The organism is Pectobacterium versatile (genome assembly GCF_020166435.1).
Lineage (GTDB): Bacteria > Pseudomonadota > Gammaproteobacteria > Enterobacterales > Enterobacteriaceae > Pectobacterium > Pectobacterium versatile.
Map to the genome: position 1 here is coordinate 1 of NZ_JAINZP010000005.1, position 21445 is coordinate 21445.

Consider the following 21445-nt stretch of genomic DNA (forward strand, 5'->3'; position numbering starts at 1 on the left):
GAGCGAAACGGGCAACCTGCTGCCAGTCTGTGTATTCAATCTCTTTAGTGCTATCCGTTTCGCCCCCAGTTATACGCATAATGAGTTGAATCATTATCCGATCAAACCAGTGGTAGCGTGGGTAACGTAGGGCACCAGCGAACACACAGCACAGATCTGGCTGCCAGGGGGAATTCAGCAGGAACTTACGCGTATAGGCATTGGTTTGTATTGTGCGCTTTTCTGGTTTACGTGCGGTAAGATTCACGGAGAAGAATGCGCTGGGTAGCTGCTGTAAAGAAGTCAGATGCTTATGGATAAATTGATTTACTGCTGGATGAAAGCGCCCGTACCGAATCGACGCCCCAATCAGGACCCGATCGTATTGGCTCAGATCGATATCATTCGCATTGAGTACGTTAGCAACATCGCACTCCAGGGTTCCTTTCAGCGTATTCGCAATATAGGAGGCAATCGCTCTTGTTTGCCCATCCCGACTCGAAAACACGATCAAAGCTTTCATTGTTCTTTATCCTTATGGGGACTATTCCCGCCAGAAGGTTGGCGTAAACAGCACTAAAAGCGTGAAGACTTCCAAACGACCAAACAGCATTGTCAGTATCAGAATCCATTTCGCCGTATCATTCATCGACGTAAAATTCTCCGCGACAACACCCAAACCCGGCCCCAGATTATTCAATGTGGCGGCGACCGCCGCAAACGCAGAGAAATCATCAACGCCTGTCGCAATGACGGCTAGCATGCTGACAATAAAAACCAGCGCATACGCGGAAAAGAATCCCCATACGGCTTCCAGGATGCGCTCCGGCAACGCGCGGTGCCCCAGCTTGATCGTGTAAACCGCATTCGGATGCACTAAACGCTTGAGCTCACGCGATCCTTGCAGGAAAAGCAGCAGGATACGAATCACTTTCAAGCCGCCCCCGGTTGAGCCCGCACAACCGCCAATAAATGCAGAGCACAGAAGCAAAACCGGCAGGAAAAGCGGCCACGATGCAATGCTATCCGTGGTAAACCCTGCCGTTGTCGCCATAGAGACAACCTGGAAGAACGCCTGATTGATCGTCTGCATTCCGCTGTCATAAACGTGGTGGAACCACAGGACAATCGTACACACAGCCACCAGCGACAGTTGAACAAAGATGAACATGCGGAATTCCGGGTCACGCCAGTATACCTTCAGGCTGCGGCCGCTCAGCAGGGCAAAGTGCAAACCAAAGTTACAGCCGGAAATCAGCAGGAATATCGCGATGATGGTGTTGATTGTTGGGCTGTTGAAGTAGCCGATACTGGCGTCGTGGGTAGAGAACCCTCCGACGGACACCGTAGAGAAGCTGTGACCAATCGCATCGAATACCGGCATACCAGCCAGCCAAAGCGCGACGGCACAGGCAATCGTCAGTAAGAGATAAATCAGCCACAGCGTTTTTGCCGTATCGGCAATACGCGGGCGCATTTTGTTTTCCTTCAGCGGCCCCGGCATCTCCGCGCGATAAAGCTGCATCCCACCGACACCAAGAATCGGCAGGATGGCAACGGCGAGTACGATGATCCCCATCCCACCAAACCATTGCAGCATTTGTCGATAAAACAAGATGGCTTTAGGCAGTGAATCCAGCCCGACCAACGTAGTCGCACCCGTCGTCGTTAACCCAGAGAACGATTCGAAAAAAGCATCCGTTACGCCCAGATTAGGATGTTCCGCAAATAGGAAAGGCAGCGCACCGACGCTTCCCAGCACCGTCCAGAAGAGGACAACGATCAGGAAACCTTCACGAGATTTCAGTTCATGCTTCTGTTTACGGTTTGGTAACCACAGCATGATGCCAATCGCCAGCGCGACAATAAATGTCTGCGTAAACGCCCGGCCTGCGCCATCGCGATAAATTAACGCCACCAGTCCAGGAATAACCATCGTCCCCGAAAACAGGATAACCAACTGGCCGACAATACGAGTTATGGCGCGCAAGTGCATCGCAGGGAATTTCCTTAATGATTCATAAAAAGCGCTGGGATTATTATGGAATCGGCAATAAATGCAACGCGCCGCGGCTTAAATCACGTAATTTCATTGCCGCCTCCTCGGTTCCCCTAACGGGGATAGAGAACCGCAATACAACTTCCACGCCATATTCACTATGCAGCACTTTCCCGCCAAGCTGGAAGATCAGTGATTCAACCTGAGGCAACAGCGCATAGTCACAATGTAAGCCATACTCTTTTTGCAATACTTTCTCTTGTAGCGATATCAGTTTCAGCGCTTGCTGAACACCACCGCCATAAGCCTTCACTAATCCGCCAGTGCCCAGCGGGATTCCGCCATAGTAACGTACCACCACAGCCGTAATCTCACCGATACCACTTCCCATCAGCTGCGACAGCATCGGCTTACCCGCCGTGCCGGAAGGCTCGCCATCGTCAGAAAAGCCAAGCTGCTGGGAATCATCAGGCGCGCCCGCAACAAACGCCCAGCAGTGGTGACCCGCCGAAGCATGCTCCTCCCTGACGTGCTGGATAAACGCTTTTGCCGCATCGATTCCCGGCGTTGCCGCCAGGATCGTCGTAAAGCGGCTTTTCTTGATTTCCTCGCTGAAGCTCACTGGCGCAGCAGGAATGGGATACGCTTGCATCAGGCCAGATTCAGGTCGCGCGTCATGTTCTCCACGCGCCCTTCATGAATGACAATATTATCCTCGATACGGATACCGCCAAACGGTTTCAACGCATCGATTTTTTGCCAGTCAAAGTGCTGACTCAATTCTCCCTCACGCCACGGAGCAAGCAAGGATTCGATGAAATAGATGCCCGGTTCGATCGTCATGACCATGCCGGGTTCAAGCACGCGAGTACAACGCAGATAAGGATGCTGCGACGGTGCCGCCAGATGTGTTCCGCGATCGTCTTGCATAAATCCGGCGACATCATGCACCTGCAAGCCCAGCGGGTGACCAAGACCGTGCGGCAGGAAAGGCGATGTAAGCCCCTGCTCCACCATGGCCTCTTCACTGATATCCCGCACCAGTTGATGTGATTTAAGCAGCTTCGCAATCCGCTGATGCATCTGAATATGGTAATCGGTATAACGCACTCCCGCCTGAACGGTATCAATCAATGAAAGCATTTCCTGATTGAGATCTTTAATCAGCGAGGCAAACGCGCCATCGCTCTGTGCGGAATAGGTACGCGTCAGATCGGCGGCATAGCCGTTATATTCGGCACCCGCATCAATCAGGAAGCTGCGGACATCGGAAGGCACCTGATGATCGAGCTGGGTATAGTGCAACACCGCGGCGTGCTCATTTAGCGCAATGATATTCCCGTAAGGAACATCGATATCCCGATGACCGGTGGCCGTCAGATACGCCAGATTAATATCAAATTCGCTCATCCCAGACAGGAACGCTTCATGCGCCGCCCGGTGACCGATAACGGCAGTCTTCTGCGCTTCACGCATGCAGGCCAGCTCGTAATCCGTCTTATAAGCCCGATGGTAGTGCAGATAATCCAGCACGCCCTGAGGATTAATATTGTCTGCACGAATCCCCAAATCCTGCGCACGCTGCGGGGCGTAGCCGATATAGGCAACACGCTCGCGCTGCGAAGGAATCAGTTGTCCAATATCATCAGCATCCCGTAGCACGGTAATATCGATGTCTTCAGTCCAAAAACTCTCGGGAACCGATGCAACGTTATGCCAGTAATCCACCGGTGAGTAGAACCACAGCTTCGGCGGATTAACGCCGTCAACCCATAGCCAGCAGTTCGGCACCTGCGTGACAGGCACCCAAGCTTTAAATTGCGGGTTAACTTTAAAAAGATAGTCGTGATCGTCCAGAAAAACGGTCAACAGCTCACCAGAGTGAATCAGTAATGCGTCAAGCTGATGGCGCGCTAAAACCGCCTGAGCACGCGTTTGCAGCGTAGCCAGATGGTGATGATATAAAGAAGCCAGCTTTTCCATGAGTATCCTTGTACGTCACGACATGATCTCTCCATTTTAACACAGGCATTCCTCAAGGGCAGCGTCCGGTGCTTTGTGATCGATTCGGCAAAAAATTAATCTCTCGTTTGCAAAACGTTAACATTAAAACCACAATTCGATTATCTGGTCATACCAGATCACTCACACAAACAGCGGAGATAAACATGCTTTATCAAGGTGAATCCCTCTACCTTAACTGGCTTGAGGACGGCATTGTCGAGCTGGTATTTTCTGCCCCAGGCTCCGTAAACAAGCTAGATACCCGCACGGTTGCCAGCCTAGGTAAGGCACTGGACGTTCTGGCGGAACAGCCGAATCTGAAGGGCCTACTGCTACGTTCTGACAAACCGGCATTTATTGTCGGTGCCGATATCACAGAATTCCTTTCTCTTTTTGCCGCACCGGCCGAAAAGCTGCATGAATGGCTTGTCTTCGCCAACCGCATTTTCAGCCACCTTGAGGATTTACCCGTTCCCACACTGTCCGCGATTAATAGCTATGCGTTGGGCGGCGGGTGTGAATGCGTACTGGCAACCGACTTTCGTTTAGCAACGACGGATGCACGCATCGGGCTGCCTGAGACTAAACTGGGGATTATGCCGGGCTTTGGCGGCACAGTTAGGCTACCACGCCTGTTGGGCGCCGACAGCGCGCTGGAGATCATCGCCGCAGGCAAAGATATCAGCGCAGCCGATGCCTTAAAAGTGGGACTCGTACAGGCCGTTGTCGCCAATGACAAGCTGGTTCCCGCCGCCATCAAGATGTTGAAACAGGCGATTGACGGCTCACTGGACTGGCAGGCTTACCGGCGTCCGAAGCTTGAACCGCTGAAGCTCAATAAGATTGAAGCCATGATGAGCTTTACCACCGCCAAAGCGATGGTGCTACAAACTGCGGGCAAACACTATCCGGCACCGATGCTAGCGGTAAAAACCGTCGAAGCCGCCGCGACTATGACGCGCGATGACGCATTGCAGCTCGAAACGCAGCATTTCGTTCAACTGGCACGTTCAAATGAAGCTCGCGCACTCGTCGGCATTTTCCTCAACGATCAATATGTTAAAGGCAAAGCGAAGAAACTGATTGGCGAGACATCCGTGCCGCAGCAGGCCGCCGTGCTAGGTGCGGGCATTATGGGTGGCGGCATTGCCTATCAATCCGCGTTCAAAGGCGTGCCAATTCGGATGAAAGATATCAATGAGAAGCCGCTCGCGCTGGGGATGAATGAGGCAGCCAAGCTACTGAATAAGCAGATGGAGCGAGGCAAGCTGGACGGAATGAAAATGGCAACGATTCTGGCGAGCATTCAGCCAACGCTGGATTACGCCGGGTTCAAGCGCACCGACATCGTCGTTGAAGCCGTGGTTGAGAACCCGAAAATAAAAGCCAGCGTGTTGGCAGAAACCGAATCGCACGTGAGCGAAAAGACGATTCTGGTTTCGAATACTTCAACCATCCCGATTGCTTCGCTGGCGGCATCGTTAAAGCGACCGCAAAATTTCTGCGGTATGCATTTCTTCAACCCAGTCCACCGCATGCCACTGGTCGAAGTTATTCGCGGCCCCAAAACCAGCGATAGCACCATCGCCAGCGTGGTGGCTTACGCCAGCAAGATGGGCAAGACGCCGATTGTTGTGAATGACTGCCCGGGGTTCTTCGTGAATCGTGTGCTGTTCCCCTACTTTGCTGCGTTCAGCTTATTGCTCAGAGACGGTGCTGATTTCCGCGATATCGATAACGTCATGGAGAAAAAATTCGGTTGGCCGATGGGCCCAGCCTATCTGCTGGACGTTGTCGGTATTGATACCGCTCACCATGCTCAGGCCGTGATGGCTGAAGGCTTCCCACAGCGCATGGCGAAAGATTATCGCGATGCGATTGATGTGCTGTTTGAACACCAGCGCTTCGGACAGAAGAATGGTCACGGCTTCTACCGTTATCAAACCGATGGCAAGGGGAAGTTGCGTAAAGAACAGGATGAGGCTGTCGAAACACTGCTTAAGGACATCAGCCAGCCGAAAAAAGCGTTCAGTGCAGAAGAGATTATCGCTCGCATGATGATCCCGATGATTAATGAAGTCGCGCGCTGTCTGGAAGAAGGTATCGTCGCCAGCCCCGCCGAAGCGGACATGGCGCTGGTATACGGGTTAGGTTTCCCTCCCTTCCACGGCGGAGCCTGCTGCTATCTGGATACACTAGGCAGCAAACACTACGTCGAGATGGCGCAAGAGTTGGCGCACCTCGGTGCAATCTATCAGGTGCCTGACGGGTTGCAGCAAAAAGCCAAAAGTAATGAAGGCTATTATCCATCGGTCGCGCCACACGCGGACGTTTCTTACGGTCAACCGGCATGAGGACAGGAAATATGGAAAAGGTAGTGATTGTTGATGCCGTACGCACGCCGATGGGTCGCTCCAAAGGCGGAGCCTTCCGTCAGGTGAGAGCCGAAGACCTGTCCGCACACCTGATGCGTAGCCTGTTGAGCCGTAACGCAGCGCTGGATGCCCGTGAGATCGACGATATCTATTGGGGATGTGTGCAACAGACGCTGGAGCAAGGCTTCAACGTCGCCCGTAATGCTGCTTTGCTGGCAGAAATTCCGGTGAGTGTCCCCGCCACCACGGTTAACCGGCTGTGCGGCTCCTCCATGCAGGCGCTCCACGATGCCGCCCGTGCCATTATGGTTGGCGACGCAAATGTCTGCTTAATTGGCGGCGTTGAGCATATGGGACATGTGCCGATGAATCATGGCGTCGATTTTCATCCGGGACTGAGCCGCACCACGGCTAAGGCCGCGGGTATGATGGGATTGACAGCTGAGATGCTGGCACGTATGCACAATATTGGTCGTGAGATGCAGGATCAGTTCGCCGCGCGTTCACACCAGCGCGCCCACCGTGCCACCCAGTCAGGAGCATTCCGTCATGAAATCGTCCCCACGGCGGGGCATGACGCAGACGGCGCGCTGCAACGTTTCGATTATGATGAAGTCATTCGCCCAGACACCACCGTCGATAGCCTTGCCGTGCTCAAACCAGCATTCGATCCGGTTAACGGCACGGTGACAGCCGCATCATCCTCGGCGCTGTCCGATGGCGCAGCAGCCATGTTGATCATGAGTGAATCCCGCGCGGTATCGTTAGGCTTACCCGTACGGGCTCGCATCCGGGCGATGGCCGTGGTTGGCTGCGATCCTTCGATTATGGGTTATGGCCCCGTCCCGGCGACCAAACTGGCATTGAAACGAGCAGAATTAAGTCTGACCGACATCGGCATCTTTGAGCTCAATGAAGCATTCGCCGCTCAGACGCTACCCTGTATTAAAGATCTGGGTCTATTGGAACAGCTCGATGAAAAGGTCAATCTCAACGGCGGCGCGATTGCGCTGGGTCACCCGCTCGGCTGCTCGGGCGCACGCATCTCTACCACGTTGATTAATCTGATGGAAAGTCGCGATGCTCAGTTTGGCGTGGCGACGATGTGCATCGGGCTGGGACAGGGCATCGCGACCGTGTTTGAGCGAGTCTAAACACAGGAAAGCTCTGTCAGAGAACAGCTAGAAACCAAAAATCCCACAGCCGTGGGATTTTTACTTGCTTATGTCTTACTGTTATCGACTGCTTTAAATAAACGAAAATGCGTCGCTGAACATATGGGCGGCCAGCGCACCGCGCTCGTTACAAAAACGTTCACGGGCAATTTTCGCCATTTCAAAGCGACCAGCAATATAGATATCCTGCTCTGCCAATGAGCCGTAATCCTGCAATACCGCGCTCAGAACGGTGCCCGTTCTGCCCTCCCATCCCTCTTCTGGCTGTTCGACGACTGGCACCACCCGCAGATTGGGGTGCTTAGCCGCAAAGCCTTCAAGCTCGGGTAAGTCATACAAATGCTGGGATTCACGTCCACCCCAGTAAATAGCGATATCGCGCTCGGGTTGCTGCGATAGCGCGGTCAGCAGGATAGAACGCACATACGAAAATCCGGTTCCACCCGCAATCAACACCAGCGGACGCGTACTCTCTTCTCGCAGCCAGGCTTCGCCATGCGGGATATCGACCGTCAGGGTTTTTTCCTTGTGAATGCGTTCCATCACAGCCATCGCGTAAAGATTCAGTTCGGACGCCCCAATGTGCAATTCAATAAAGTTTTTATCCATCGGGGTCGATGCCAGTGAAAAAGGTCGTTTATCTCGATCGCCCATCACTACCATCAAATACTGGCCAGCCCGAAAGGAAAACGGCGCTTCAGGTAACAAACGAACGCGATAAACCGTATCGGTTATAGCTTCGACCGAAGTCACTTTACAGCTCAATGTTGTCATGCATTCCCTCTATAGGGTCATAAAAGCAAAACTGAGAACAGGGCAGCAGCCGTTAACGCCGGGGCTCTCTGTCACTAAAAATGGCCAATTCGTCCCATATTTCATCAATGCGGGCACAAACCTGTGGGTCTTTCTTGATGGGGTGACCCCACTCACGCTGCGTCTCGCCAGGCCATTTATTGGTGGCGTCCAGACCCATTTTGGAGCCAAGGCCAGAAACCGGCGAGGCAAAATCAAGGTAATCTATCGGCGTATTTTCCACCAATACCGTATCGCGTGCCGGATCCATACGCGTCGTGATCGCCCATATCACGTCTTTCCAGTCACGTGCGTTAACGTCATCATCGCAGACAATGACAAATTTCGTATACATGAACTGACGTAAAAAAGACCAGACGCCCATCATGACGCGTTTGGCATGACCCGCGTACTGTTTCTTCATGGTAACGACCGCAAGACGGTAAGAGCAACCCTCCGGCGGCAAATAAAAATCGACAATCTCAGGAAACTGCTTTTGCAGGATCGGCACGAAAACTTCATTCAACGCCACCCCCAGCACCGCAGGCTCATCCGGCGGCCGTCCCGTGTAAGTCGAATGATAAATGGCATTCTGGCGTTGAGTAATATGTGTGACGGTAAAGACGGGGAAACTATCGACTTCATTGTAATAGCCAGTGTGGTCGCCGTAAGGCCCTTCAGCTGCCATTTCTCCGGGTTCAATATAGCCTTCCAGAACAATTTCCGCACTGGCGGGCACTTCCAAATCGTTCGACAAACACTTCACCACTTCAGTCTTATGCCCACGCAGCAAACCCGCAAAGGCGTACTCCGACAGCGTGTCAGGCACCGGCGTCACCGCACCGAGGATCGTCGCAGGGTCAGCCCCCAGCGCAACAGCCACAGGAAAACGCTGCCCCGGATTTTCCTGACACCACTCCTGAAAATCCAGTGCACCGCCGCGATGAGATAGCCAGCGCATAATCAGCTTGTTTTTACCCAGCACCTGCTGGCGATAAATGCCCAGATTCTGTCGTTCTTTATGCGGCCCGCGCGTCACAGTAAGCCCCCAGGTGATCAGCGGCGCAGCATCTTCCGGCCAGCACTGCATTACCGGAATCCGACGTAGATCAACATCATCACCTTGCCAAATCTGTTCCTGACACGGTGCAGAAGACAGGCGCTTCGTCGGCATATTCAATACCTGACGGAACTTCGGCATTTTATCCACCAGATCGCGGAACCCTTTGGGTGGCTCCGGCTCTTTCAGAAACGCCAGCAGCTTACCCACCTCGCGCAGTGCGCTGACCTCTTCCTGTCCCATGCCCAACGCAACACGTTTTGGCGTGCCAAATAAATTGCACAACACTGGCATGTCATAGCCTTTGGGGTTCTCAAACAGGAGGGCAGGGCCTTCCGCACGCAGCGTTCGGTCAGCAATTTCCGTCATTTCAAGGTAGGGATCGATGGGCTGGGTAATGCGTTTTAACTCCCCTCTCTCTTCCAGCAGTGAGAGGAACTCGCGTAAGTCACGGTATTTCATGCTATTCATCGGGGGCAGTCTATCGTTCTGGCTATTATAAAGTCTCTTCGCCAACCTGTCGCTTCCCGCAACGCCTATTTATAGTAAGAATCTGCTCACTATCAAGAATCCGAACGCCAAAATGTGGTAACAAAAATATCTGCCGAAAATTTTTTATCCGTGCTCGCTTTTGTTATGCTTGCTCGTCGGAATCATAAGTCTGCGAAATTATGGAAGCCTGGTACTTACTGTATTGTAAACGTGGTCAACTGCTGCGAGCGAAAGAGCATCTGGAACGTCAAGATGTCGCCTGCGTGAGCCCGATGATCACGCTGGATAAGATCGTTCGTGGTAAACGGACGGAAGTGTGTGAGCCGCTGTTCCCGAACTACCTGTTTGTGGAGTTCGATCCCGAACGCATCCACACCACCACCATCAGCGCAACGCGTGGGGTGAGTAACTTTGTGCGATTCGGTGCGCTGCCAGCGACCATTCCGCAGCAGGTTATCGATGAATTGTCACTTCGCCCGATTCAGGGAATCATTGACCCGCTGACGCCACAGCCTGGCGATAGCGTGGTTATTACCGACGGTATTTTCTCTGGTCTTCAGGCTATCTACACCGAACCTGATGGCGAAGCTCGCTCGATGCTACTGCTGAATATGCTGAACAAACAGGTCAGGCAGAGCATTGATAACCGTGAGTTTCGTAAAGCCTAATCCTTTGAAAACATAGCCCTTTGAAAAATAGCCCGACGCTCCTTGCCCTACCCAGCGCGTTTATCCCGCGCCGGATGAGAACAGACCTAGCGTTGCATATGCTGATCGTGCAGCCACTGTGCGACACGCTTGGCAAAATAGGTCAGCACACCATCTGCACCCGCGCGTTTAAAGCACAGCAGAGACTCCATCACTACCGGTTGTTCTTGCAACCAGCCGTTCTGAATCGCCGCCATGTGCATCGCATATTCGCCAGATACCTGATAAGCAAAGGTCGGCACGCCGAATGACTCTTTGACGCGACGCACCACGTCCAGATAAGGCATCCCCGGTTTAACCATCACCATATCCGCCCCCTCCTGCAAGTCCTGCGCGATTTCCTGCAAGGCTTCATCACTGTTAGCTGGGTCCATCTGGTAGGTTTTCTTATTGCCACCTTTCAGGTTACCCGCTGAGCCCACGGCGTCACGGAAAGGCCCGTAGTAGCACGATGCATATTTAGCCGAGTACGCCATGATCTGGGTATTGATCAGGTTTTGTGCTTCAAGAGTGTCACGAATAGCGCCGATGCGGCCGTCCATCATGTCGCTAGGCGCAATAATTTCTGCGCCAGCTTCTGCATGGGACAGCGCCTGACGTACCAAAATCTCCTTGGTGGCGTCGTTAATCACATAACCATCCGCATCGATAATTCCGTCCTGTCCGTGTGTGGTATAGGGATCGAGCGCCACATCCGTCAGCAAACCCAGCTCGGGGACGGCGTCTTTCAGCGCGCGGATCGTGCGAGGAACCAGACCATCTGGGTTATAGGCTTCTTCGGCATAGAGTGATTTTTTATCCGCTTCAATGACGGGGAACAGCGACAGTACCGGAACGCCGAGCTTAGCGATCTCTTCGGCTTCTTTCAGAAGCACGTCGATAGTCATCCGGTATACCCCCGGCATTGAGGGAACTTCCTGACGATGATTTGTCCCTTCCATTACGAAAACGGGATAAATCAAATCATTCACCGTCAGTTGATTTTCAGCAACCAGGCGACGGCTGAAATCATGGCGGCGAATGCGACGCATACGTCGGCCAGGGAAAGTGCCGGGAAAAGCAGTACTCATGTCATTATTCTCCTGAATCAGGCCAGCCGGAAAACCCGGCGGGCATTTTCATCTGTTGTCTGTCCCAACCATGTGGCATCTTCTCCACGCCACTCCGCAATCTGGCGAATAATATGAGGCAGATAACAGGGTTCGTTACGGCGGGAGGCCGGTTTAGGGCGTAAATCCCGGGGTAACAGATAAGGTGCATCGGTTTCCACCAACAGCCGATCGGCAGGAATATGCGGCAATAAGGCACGCAGCTCAAGTCCGCGACGCTCATCGCAAACCCAGCCGGTAATGCCAACCATCAGTCCCGCAGCCAGACACTCATCCAATTCATGGCGATTGCCGGTAAAGCAGTGAACCACGGCAGCAGGTAATTGACTCAGCCACGGCATCAGCAGAGAGATAAAGCGGGAATGGGCATCACGACAATGAAGGAAAACGGGCATGGACCGTTCGGCCGCTATCGCTAGCTGCGCACTGAATGCCCGTTCCTGCTCTTCTGGCGTCGAAAAGTTACGATTGAAATCCAGCCCGCATTCGCCAATAGCAACCACGCAGGCGACGCTTGCCATGTGATGAAGCTGTTCAGCGATGGCGTCACTCCATTGGCTGGCATCATGCGGATGAACGCCCGCCGTTGACCAACAGTAATCGGGATAGGCTTGCGCCAGTAACATGGCCTGATGGCTTTCCTGGGCGTTGGTTCCGGTGATCAAGATGCCACTGACACCCGCTTGCTTTGCCCGGATGACGACCTGCTCTCGGTCTTTTTCAAACTGAGAACTGGTTAGGTTGACACCGATATCAAACATGACTCTCACTCTGGCGAATAAAAAATAAGACCTCTCAAAGAGAGGTCATTTTACCGTCCTGCCGCAGGGAACCGTTCGTTACTGCGATGGCTCTTCCGTTTCAGCCCGTCGGCCTTTGCCAACATAAAACCGTGCGAAGAATACACCGATTTCAAACAGCAGATACATCGGAATCGCCAGTAGCGTCTGTGAGAAAACGTCCGGCGGCGTTAGCAACATACCGACAACGAATGCGCCTACCAAAATATAAGGGCGCTTTCTTTTGAGCTCTTCCGGCGTCACCACGCCACTCCAGCAGAGCAGCACAATGGCAACGGGCACTTCAAACGATATCCCGAACGCCATGAACAGCGCCATAACAAAATCGAGGTAGTTATTGATGTCCGTCGCAATCAGCACGCCAACAGGCGCGGTTTTCGCAAAAAAGCCAAACGCCAGCGGGAACACAACGAAGTACGCGAACGCCATGCCCATATAAAACAGCAAACTGCTGGATACCAGCAACGGCATCATTAAACGACGCTCGTGTTTATACAGGGCTGGAGCTATAAATGCCCAGACCTGATACAGCACCAGTGGCGCAGCGACAAACACTGAGACAATCATCGTCAGCTTTATCGGCGCAAAAAAAGGCGAGGCGACATCGGTCGCGATCATGCTGGCACCCGCAGGTAATTGCTCAATGAGCGGGGCAGAAACCAGTTGATAAATGTCGTTGGCAAAATACACCAGCGCAATAAATACCGCCAGCACACAGATAATGCTGTTCAGTAGCCGCTTGCGTAGCTCAATCAGGTGGCTAATTAGCGGTTGAGTCTCTTCATCGGCCATAAACTAACGACTATCACTCGGTTGGCGGGCAGAAACAGCAGAAGACTGGGACTGCTCAGGTTTGACATTATCGCTGCCGACAGCTTTATCACTCGTGGCGTTGCGATCATCATGGTGATGTTCAGCCACAGCAGCGCTTTCAGGTTTAGGCTGACTGACTGCCGGACGTGCTGCGGTTTCCGCTTCAATCACCCCATCGTAGGCTGCTTCAGGATCGTTCAGCGGGGTATTGTGCTGCGGTACCTCCGTTGAGCGATGTCCCTCTGACGTTTGGTAGTCATCTGCCTTTTGCAGCGACACTGTCTCGGTATAGCCGCGTTTCATCGCTTCCGCCGCTTCTTTGAGTTCATCCATTGAGGCTTTCAACTCAGGCGACAGATTCTGCAAACTGGCTTTTTCAACTTTCTTCAGGCTTTCCTGAAACTCCTGGAGTTTCAGCTCCTGCGACAGTTCATTCTGAACCGTAGACGCCAGTGAACGCAGCGTCCTGATCCAGCTTGCAACCGTTCTGACTGCCACAGGCAAACGCTCCGGCCCGAGGACAATCAGGCCGAGAACCATCACTAATAGCAGTTCACCAAAACCGATATCGAACACAGATTACACCTGCTCTTTATGCTGGCTCTTCGTTTCGCCCGGCTTGACGTCTGATTGGTTGTCAGCGATAGACTTGGTAGAGAAATCGGCATCTGGCTGCGTTTTGTCTGCGCTAGTGGATGGTTGATCGTCACCCATCGCTTTCTTAAAGCCTTTGATGGATGCCCCCAGATCCGAACCCAGCGTTCTGAGTTTTTTGGTGCCAAATAACAGTACAACAATTACGGCGATAATCACCAAATTCATTGGACTAATACTCATAACATTTACCTCTTTTCAAAAAGGGGAACGACAGAATTCTCGTTATTATATCGGGTAATTCTGACGTGCATCATGATCTGCTTCAACGAGTTCGACGCCAGCCGACAATCCAGACGACGATTCCTGCCGCCATCAACCCCGCGGGAACCATATCGGCTTCAACACGGCTGACCAGTAACAACGTACCACTGATTAGCAGCGTTGCGCCAATACCCAAAAGATATCGTGATTGCCCTTGGCGCGCCTGCTGCGTTCTCAGCTCATGAGTCAGCTTATCGACGCTTTGTTTTAACATCTTATTCTGACGCAATCCGTCATAAAACAGCTCAGGGATTTCCGGCAATTTCTCAGCCCAGAACGGTGCCTTTTCTTTGAGTGCACGGAATACAGCAGGTAAACCGACCTGTTGCTTCAACCAGCTCTCCAGAAACGGCTTGGCGGTTTTCCACAGGTCGAGCTGCGGATAAAGCTGCCGACCCACGCCTTCAATATACAGCAGCGTTTTTTGCAGCAACACCAATTGAGGCTGTACTTCCATATTGAAGCGACGCGCCGTATTAAACAAATTCAATAACACATGGCCGAACGAAATTTCCGCCAACGGCTTCTCGAAGATCGGCTCACAAACCGTACGAATAGCAAACTCAAAATCTGCAACATTGGTGTCTGGAGGCACCCAGCCCGAATCCACATGCAGTTCGGCAACTTTGCGATAATCACGGTTGAAGAAGGCGATGAAATTCTCAGCCAGATAGCGCTTATCTTCTTTATTCAACGAACCGACGATACCGCAATCAATACCGATGTATTGCGGGTCCTCCGGGTGCTCGTAGCTGATAAAGATATTGCCGGGATGCATATCTGCATGGAAGAAGCTATCGCGGAACACCTGCGTGAAGAAAACCTGAACGCCGCGTTCTGCCAGTAACTTCATATCCGTGCCATTGGCTTTCAGCGTGTCGACATCAGAAACAGGAATACCGTAGATTCGCTCCATCACCAACATGCTTTCGCTGCAATAATCCGAATAAACTTCCGGCACATACAGCATCGGGCTGTTCTCAAAATTACGCCGCAGTTGAATAGCGTTTGCCGCTTCTCGCAGCAAGTTCAGCTCATCAAGCAGCGTTTTTTCATATTCCAGCACCACTTCGCGCGGACGCAGGCGGCGACCATCCGGCAACAGGTGAGGCAACCACCCCGCCAGACGTTTCATCAGGCGCATATCCGCCTTGATGACAGGCAAAATATCCGGGCGAATGACCTTGATAACGATCTCTTTTCCGTTACTTTTCAGGCAGGCGGTATGCACTTGCGCAATCGAGGCAGAGGCCAGCGGCTTAATATCAAAATCGTCAAACCACTCTTCAAGAGGGATTCCGCCCATCGACAGCTCAATCTGTTCGCGCGCCAGTTTGCCATCAAACGGCTCAACCTTATCCTGCAACATCGCCAGTTGATCGGCGATAGCCGGTGGGAACAGATCGCGGCGTGTAGACATCATTTGTCCGAACTTAATCCACACGGGCCCCAGTTCCTGAAGCGCCAAACGTAGACGTTCCCCTAGGGGCTTACTGCGGTGACAATGGGGTAACCAGAACAACAGACGACGACCCGCACGTAGCGGAAGCGTCAGTCGCATTTTAGGAATAAGCTCGTCCAGACCATAGCTCAACAGCACACGCACAATGCTGTAAAGGCGGCGTAATTCACTGGGCGTCATCGTAAAGCCTCCAGTTTCGCCAGCCGTTCGGACAACGTATCGGCGGATTTATCCAGCGCAACAATTTCCTCATGGAACCAGGCGTTTTCCAGTTTTCCCGGGGCCAGTCGCCACTCTTCCGTTAATGTCTCGGACAGGAAATGTTGCTGCTGATGTAATGACCGTCTCAGGAAACTCAAGGTTTTCTGTGCCGTTTGGGTAAGACCCTGCGCAACAATATCGCCCAGATAGGGGGACAACCACTCCGCCGGATCGAACTCCGCCAGATCAAACAGCACGATGAACTGTTGAACAACTTGAATATCGCCTTCTATCACCAGCTCGCCGCTGCGCATCAGCGACGACAGCTGTTGACGATCGCGTAATTTCATCAGAACCGGCACGCGTGTTTTCAGGCAGCAATCCGCAGGCTCGCCCCATTGGCTTATCACGTCCAGCCGCTGTTCGTTAAACACCAGCACCAAGGGCACATCCAGTTCAGCCAACTCGATCTGAAGTGTTTTCCCCTGCAAGCGCTGGCGTGCAGACTTCATGCTGCGATCGCAAGAAACTGTATCGTGAAAAAGCAGCTGATTCAGCGCGGTTTCCAGCGTAGCAGTCAGAAAAGACGTTATCAGCATTGGCGTTTCCAATCAGAATTTAAACCCACGATGCAGCGCAACGATTCCACCGGTGAGGTTGAAATAGTTAACACTGTCAAAACCGGCATCGATCATCATCCCTTTCAGCGTTTCCTGATCGGGGTGCATGCGGATAGATTCCGCCAGATAGCGGTAGCTCCCAGCATCACTTGCTACGGCTTCGCCAATCTTCGGCAGGATATGAAATGAATAAGCGTCATAAACTTTGCTCAGCTGTTTAATCACCGGTTTGGAAAACTCCAACACCAGTAAGCGACCACCGGGCTTCAGAACACGGTACATCGAACGCAGCGCTTTGTTTTTGTCCGTAACGTTGCGTAGACCAAAGGAGATAGTAATGCAGTCGAAGAAGTCATCAGGGAACGGCAATGCTTCCGCATTAGCCTGCACGTAGTTGATGTTGTCGATAATGCCTTTGTTACGCAGTTTCTCGCGACCCACTTTCAGCATTGATGCGTTGATGTCCGCCAGAATGACCTCACCACCTTCGCCAACCATACGGGAGAACTTGGCAGTGAGATCCCCTGTTCCTCCGGCAAGATCCAGAACACGCTGGTTACGTCTTACCCCACTGCATTCGATAGTGAAACGCTTCCAGACACGGTGGATACCAAAGGACATCAGGTCATTCATCAGGTCATACTTTGCTGCTACAGAATGAAAAACCTCAGCCACCATGACTTCTTTTTCATCTCTGGCGACAGTCCGAAAACCAAAGTCGGCCGTTTTCTCCTGCTCACTTGCCATCTTATCCGCCTACTATTTCAGTCAAATTTCGGGTCTACCCATTAATGGTGAGAGTGTACCAGACCCGTATAAAAACCCCACTGCACTAATTTCGCATAGCCTGGTGCCAAGCCCGCGAAACCCATACCTATTTATATCCGTCATACTTCAAGCGGCTTGTGCGTTGGCTTCACGCAACTCGAATTATTTAGGATAGGTTACGGGTAGATAAGGGGGGTTCCCCTTCTTCACCCTCCGTTTTCACAGTTGGTGAAACCGCGTCGGGTGCTACGGAATCCGGTAATTCATCGCGTTCAGCGTGCTCATGGGCCGTTGCTTTTTCTGCTAATGACGGGCTGATCGTGCGTTTAATTTCTACGCCCAGTGCACGGAACCCCTCAGCCTGGCCAATAAGGTTACCACGCCCAGAAGAAAGTTTATTCATCGCCTGACGATAAGTGCCCTGCGCTTTATCCAGACTTTGCCCCAGCGCTTCCATATCATCCACAAACAGCCGCAACTTATCATATAACCGTGAGGCTTTCTCGGCGATCTGCTGTGCGTTGCGGCTCTGTTGTTCATAGCGCCATAAATTGTTGATGGTGCGTAGTGCCACCAGCAGCGTGGTCGGGCTGACCAGCATAATATTGTGCTTTAACGCGTCGTTGATCAATTCGGGCTGGCGATCGATAGCGACCAGAAAAGCAGGTTCGACGGGAATAAACATCAGCACATAATCTAGCGAACGCAGCCCTGGAAGCTGCTGGTAATCTTTGCTGCTCAACTGCCGAATATGACTGCGAACCGAGAGCAAATGTTCGTTCAGCGCCACACTCCGCTCTGCATCATCGTCACTATTGAAATAGCGTTCGTAGGCCACCAGCGACATCTTGGCATCGATCACGACATCTTTGCCCTGCGGTAAACGCACAATGACATCCGGTTGCAGGCGGCTATTTGTGCCTGTTTGCACGCTGACCTGAGTTTGATACTCGTAGCCTTCACGCAGGCCGGAGGCTTCCAGCACGCGGCTTAACACCACCTCTCCCCAGTTACCCTGCGTTTTATTGTCGCCCTTCAGTGCTTTCGTCAGGTTGATGGCTTCATGTGCCATCTGCGCGTTCAGCTGTTGCAGATTGCGGATTTCATGCGCCAGCGTGTGACGTTCGCGCGCTTCCGCACCAAAGCTGTCCTGCACCTGACGGCGGAACCCATCAAGCTGCTCACGCAGCGGCATCAGCAGCTTATCCAGACTCTGTTTATTTTGTTCATCCACTTTGCGGCCGCTGTGTTCAAAAATCCGGTTCGCCAGATTCTCAAACTGCGTCGTCAACCGCTGTTCGCTGTTTGCCAGCAGTCGCTGCTTCTCTTCCGCCGCCATACGGGTTTCTTCCAGCCGAATGGTAACTTCCCGCAGCTCCGCTTCCTGCGCGCTATTGATTTCACGCAGCGTTCGCAGTTCCTGATTTAACTGCACGCACTCTTCACGGAGTTCAGTAAGCTGTTGCAGCTTTTCATGGCTGGCAGAGAGTTGAGCATGAACCGTGCGCAGCTCCAGCTCGTTTTGCCGCAGCCGCTGTTCGTCCTGCTGCTTTATCTGCTGCTGTTCGCTGAGTGACTGCTGAGTCTGCTGCAATGTCTGCGCCAGCAACTGCTGTTCGGTGTCATGCCGCGACAACTTCTGCTGATGAATCAGGCTGGCAATTAACCACCCGACCAACAGACCCACTGCACTGCCGCTCAGACCATAAAATATGCTGATATCCACTTTGCCTCCGCAGGCCTTTCACGCTGTCGGTCAAGGTAAAATGATACTGTATGGATGTCCAGAAACAATTCTGGTGGGGAAGACGCTGAGCAGAAAAAATGCGAGCCGCATTCCATATGAGAATGGATAGATGATAATTTGCAGAAGAATCAGATCGGTAACGCAGAAATCCCCCAACGCGAAACACCACGTTGGGGGATACAACTTAAACCTATTCCAGTGGCTTAGCCTAGACGCTGCTTCGCATCACTAATCGCTTTAGCAACCTGCTGTGGTGATACGCCACCTTGTGCCGCACGCTTATCCAGGCAGGATTGCAGCGCCAGAATCGGGTACACATCCTCGCCAATCACGGCGCTGAATTTTTGCAGATCGGCCAGCGGCAACGCTTCCAATGCTTTGCCCTGACGAATGGCTTCAACTACCGCTTCGCCCACAATATGGTGCGCTTCACGGAACGGAACGCCTTTCGCGACCAGGTAATCCGCCAGCTCTGTCGAGTTCGCGTAGCCTTGCTCGGCCGCTTCTTTACAGCGCGGACGCTTAACCTGAATGCCTTCCAGTACCAGACCCGCCATCATCAGGCAATCGTGCCAGGTATCCAGCGCGTCAAACAGCCCTTCTTTGTCTTCCTGCATGTCTTTGTTATACGCCAGCGGCAGGCCTTTAAGCGTCATCATCATGCCGGTCAACGCGCCCTGTACACGACCGCATTTACCACGAATCAGCTCCAGCGCATCCGGGTTTTTCTTCTGTGGCATCAGGGAAGAACCGGATGTCACACGGTCAGACAGCTCAACGAACGCCGCTTCACCGCTGTTGAAGAAGATCAGATCTTCGGCAAAACGCGACAGGTGGATCATGCCGATCGAAGCATCAGACAGCAGTTCCAGTACATGATCGCGATCGGAAACCGTATCCAGACTGTTACGCGTGGCCGAGGCAAATCCCAGCCAGCCCGCCAGTTGCTCACGATCGATTGGATAAGCCGTTCCTGCCAGAGCACCGCAGCCCAGTGGGCTGACATCCAGACGCTTCAGCGTATCTTCCAGACGGCTTTCATCACGCGCCAGCATTTCATGGTAGGCCAGACACCAGTGCGCAAACGTCACTGGTTGTGCACGCTGTAGGTGGGTGTAACCCGGCATCACTGCATCCTGATTGGCTTCCGCCGTCGTAACCAGCGCCTGACGCAACTGGCGTACCGACAGCAGCAGTTCAGCAATCTGCGCCTTGCACCACAGTTTCAGATCCGTCGCGACCTGATCGTTACGGCTACGACCGGTATGCAGCTTTTTACCTAAATCGCCGACTTTCTCAATCAGACGCAGTTCAACCCAGCTGTGAATGTCCTCTGCATCGCTTTGCAGGATCATCTCAGGATCGGCTTGAACCTCAACCAGCAGCGCATTCAGCGCCTGTTCCAACTGCTGCTGCTCCTGCTCGCTGAGCACATTGACCGTCACCAGTGCTTTCGACCAGCCGATCGAGCCAACGATGTCCTGTTCCGCCAGACGGTAATCAAACCGCAGTGAGTCATTAAATTGTTTAAAACGCTGATCTGCTGCCTGACTAAACCGACCGCCCCACAAAGCCATAACCCTTACTCCCAAAAATATAATTCACGTTGGTATCGCATCATGCCATACCCAGAAACGACTTACGCCAGAATACGTGTGCCAATCGCTACGCCGTTGAACAGCGCAGGTAGCTGCTCAGCATGACGCCAGCTGGCAATATCAACCGGACGACCCAGCGCACGCGCGGCATCCAGCGCAGCGTTGACTTTAACAATCATGCCGTCGGTGATGATGCCCTGAGCAATCAGCTGCTCGGCTTTCTCTGCCGTCATTTCGGCGATACGCTGGCCTTTACCGTCCAGAATGCCGCTAACGTCAGACAGCAGGATTAAATCCGCGCCCAGCGTTTGCGCCAGTGCCGTCGCCGCTTGGTCAGCGTTGACGTTCATCAGGTCGCCCTGTGCCGTAATGCCGATGGAGCTAACAACAGGCAGATAGCCCGCAGACAGCAGCGTGTTCAGCAGCGCAGGCGATCCCGCTTCTGCCTTACCCACAAAGCCCAAAGACTCATCTAACTGCGTGACCGTCGTGCTGCCGCCATCGCCCAGACACAAGCCGACGGCATTGATGTCATGCTTCTTCGCCCATGACAGCAGCGTCTTGTTGGCGGAACCCGCCAGCGCACCGGTGATGATATCGATCTGATCGGCAGGCGTGACGCGCAGGCCGTTTTTCTTCACGACGGGCAGCGACAGTTTCTTCATCAGGTCATCTACCAGACAGCCGCCACCGTGCACAATCACCAGAGGACGCTGATGTTCCTGACGGTAAGCCACCAGCGCAGTGAACAGACGTTCCAGCGCTTCTTCGCTATCCAGTAAAACGCCACCTAATTTGATAATTAACGGATTCATTATGCTTCGCG

The 21445-nt window shown here is 52.8% G+C and carries 20 protein-coding genes; 3 read left to right on the forward strand and 17 right to left on the reverse strand.

What is annotated here, in order from left to right; translation table 11 throughout:
- The 4 genes from hemG to pepQ form a co-directional block, all read right to left on the reverse strand.
- A partial coding sequence (gene hemG / locus K7X24_RS07930; RefSeq protein WP_224554131.1) for a menaquinone-dependent protoporphyrinogen IX dehydrogenase occupies positions 1-502 on the reverse strand: 502 nt, incomplete at its 3' end.
- 21 nt (positions 503-523) lie between these two features.
- Positions 524-1975: a Trk system potassium transporter TrkH gene (trkH, locus tag K7X24_RS07935; protein WP_010298674.1), complete on the reverse strand. Its 1452-nt coding sequence runs from the start codon at positions 1973-1975 to the stop codon at positions 524-526.
- Between the two features lie 43 nt (positions 1976-2018).
- Positions 2019-2630, reverse strand: a complete 612-nt coding sequence (locus K7X24_RS07940; protein WP_224554133.1) for an IMPACT family protein — start codon at positions 2628-2630, stop codon at positions 2019-2021.
- Positions 2630-3961, reverse strand: coding sequence for a Xaa-Pro dipeptidase (gene pepQ, locus K7X24_RS07945; RefSeq protein WP_224554135.1), 1332 nt, complete (start codon positions 3959-3961; stop codon positions 2630-2632). The genes K7X24_RS07940 and pepQ overlap by 1 nt, the downstream gene beginning before the upstream one ends.
- 185 nt (positions 3962-4146) lie before the next feature.
- Between pepQ and fadB the strand changes: the two genes are divergently transcribed.
- A complete protein-coding gene (gene fadB, locus K7X24_RS07950; protein WP_224554137.1) occupies positions 4147-6336 on the forward strand; it encodes a fatty acid oxidation complex subunit alpha FadB in 2190 nt (729 codons plus the stop codon).
- Positions 6337-6347: 11 nt separating this feature from the next.
- Complete coding sequence (fadA, locus tag K7X24_RS07955) at positions 6348-7511, forward strand: acetyl-CoA C-acyltransferase FadA (RefSeq protein WP_224554139.1); 1164 nt, start codon at positions 6348-6350, stop codon at positions 7509-7511.
- Between the two features lie 93 nt (positions 7512-7604).
- Here the strand turns inward: fadA and fre are convergent, their stop codons facing one another.
- On the reverse strand, positions 7605-8306 hold the full coding sequence (gene fre, locus K7X24_RS07960) for an NAD(P)H-flavin reductase (RefSeq protein WP_224554140.1): 702 nt from the start codon (positions 8304-8306) through the stop codon (positions 7605-7607).
- Between the two features lie 52 nt (positions 8307-8358).
- The gene (ubiD, locus tag K7X24_RS07965; protein ID WP_224554142.1) at positions 8359-9855 is read right to left on the reverse strand and encodes a 4-hydroxy-3-polyprenylbenzoate decarboxylase; all 1497 of its coding nucleotides are present in this window, start codon (positions 9853-9855) and stop codon (positions 8359-8361) included.
- Positions 9856-10055: 200 nt separating this feature from the next.
- Between ubiD and rfaH the strand changes: the two genes are divergently transcribed.
- Entirely contained in the window at positions 10056-10544 is a 489-nt protein-coding gene (gene rfaH, locus K7X24_RS07970; protein ID WP_116586280.1) for a transcription/translation regulatory transformer protein RfaH, read from the forward strand.
- 86 nt (positions 10545-10630) lie between these two features.
- On the opposite strand, the gene hemB is transcribed toward rfaH, so the two are convergent.
- The 11 genes from hemB to argB all read right to left on the reverse strand — a co-directional run bounded on the left by hemB (position 10631) and on the right by argB (position 21434).
- On the reverse strand, positions 10631-11653 hold the full coding sequence (gene hemB / locus K7X24_RS07975) for a porphobilinogen synthase (RefSeq protein WP_224554144.1): 1023 nt from the start codon (positions 11651-11653) through the stop codon (positions 10631-10633).
- A gap of 17 nt (positions 11654-11670) precedes the next feature.
- Positions 11671-12453, reverse strand: coding sequence for a 3'-5' ssDNA/RNA exonuclease TatD (tatD, locus tag K7X24_RS07980; protein ID WP_224554146.1), 783 nt, complete (start codon positions 12451-12453; stop codon positions 11671-11673).
- Positions 12454-12531: 78 nt separating this feature from the next.
- On the reverse strand, positions 12532-13284 hold the full coding sequence (tatC, locus tag K7X24_RS07985; protein WP_103972330.1) for a Sec-independent protein translocase subunit TatC: 753 nt from the start codon (positions 13282-13284) through the stop codon (positions 12532-12534).
- Between the two features lie 3 nt (positions 13285-13287).
- Positions 13288-13881: a Sec-independent protein translocase protein TatB gene (gene tatB / locus K7X24_RS07990; protein ID WP_224554149.1), complete on the reverse strand. Its 594-nt coding sequence runs from the start codon at positions 13879-13881 to the stop codon at positions 13288-13290.
- Between the two features lie 3 nt (positions 13882-13884).
- Positions 13885-14142, reverse strand: coding sequence for a twin-arginine translocase TatA/TatE family subunit (tatA, locus tag K7X24_RS07995; protein ID WP_224554150.1), 258 nt, complete (start codon positions 14140-14142; stop codon positions 13885-13887).
- Positions 14143-14224: 82 nt separating this feature from the next.
- Positions 14225-15865 (reverse strand): ubiquinone biosynthesis regulatory protein kinase UbiB, encoded by a 1641-nt coding sequence (ubiB, locus tag K7X24_RS08000; RefSeq protein ID WP_224554152.1) that lies wholly within the window; start codon positions 15863-15865, stop codon positions 14225-14227.
- A complete protein-coding gene (gene ubiJ / locus K7X24_RS08005; protein WP_039474649.1) occupies positions 15862-16485 on the reverse strand; it encodes a ubiquinone biosynthesis protein UbiJ in 624 nt (207 codons plus the stop codon). The genes ubiB and ubiJ overlap by 4 nt, the downstream gene beginning before the upstream one ends.
- A gap of 12 nt (positions 16486-16497) precedes the next feature.
- Positions 16498-17253, reverse strand: a complete 756-nt coding sequence (ubiE, locus tag K7X24_RS08010; RefSeq protein WP_224554153.1) for a bifunctional demethylmenaquinone methyltransferase/2-methoxy-6-polyprenyl-1,4-benzoquinol methylase UbiE — start codon at positions 17251-17253, stop codon at positions 16498-16500.
- A 187-nt stretch (positions 17254-17440) separates the two neighbouring features.
- Positions 17441-19000 (reverse strand): DNA recombination protein RmuC, encoded by a 1560-nt coding sequence (gene rmuC, locus K7X24_RS08015; RefSeq protein WP_224554155.1) that lies wholly within the window; start codon positions 18998-19000, stop codon positions 17441-17443.
- A gap of 224 nt (positions 19001-19224) precedes the next feature.
- Positions 19225-20598: an argininosuccinate lyase gene (gene argH, locus K7X24_RS08020; RefSeq protein ID WP_103158410.1), complete on the reverse strand. Its 1374-nt coding sequence runs from the start codon at positions 20596-20598 to the stop codon at positions 19225-19227.
- A 62-nt stretch (positions 20599-20660) separates the two neighbouring features.
- Positions 20661-21434 (reverse strand): acetylglutamate kinase, encoded by a 774-nt coding sequence (argB, locus tag K7X24_RS08025; protein ID WP_005973420.1) that lies wholly within the window; start codon positions 21432-21434, stop codon positions 20661-20663.
- Positions 21435-21445: the final 11 nt, after the last annotated feature.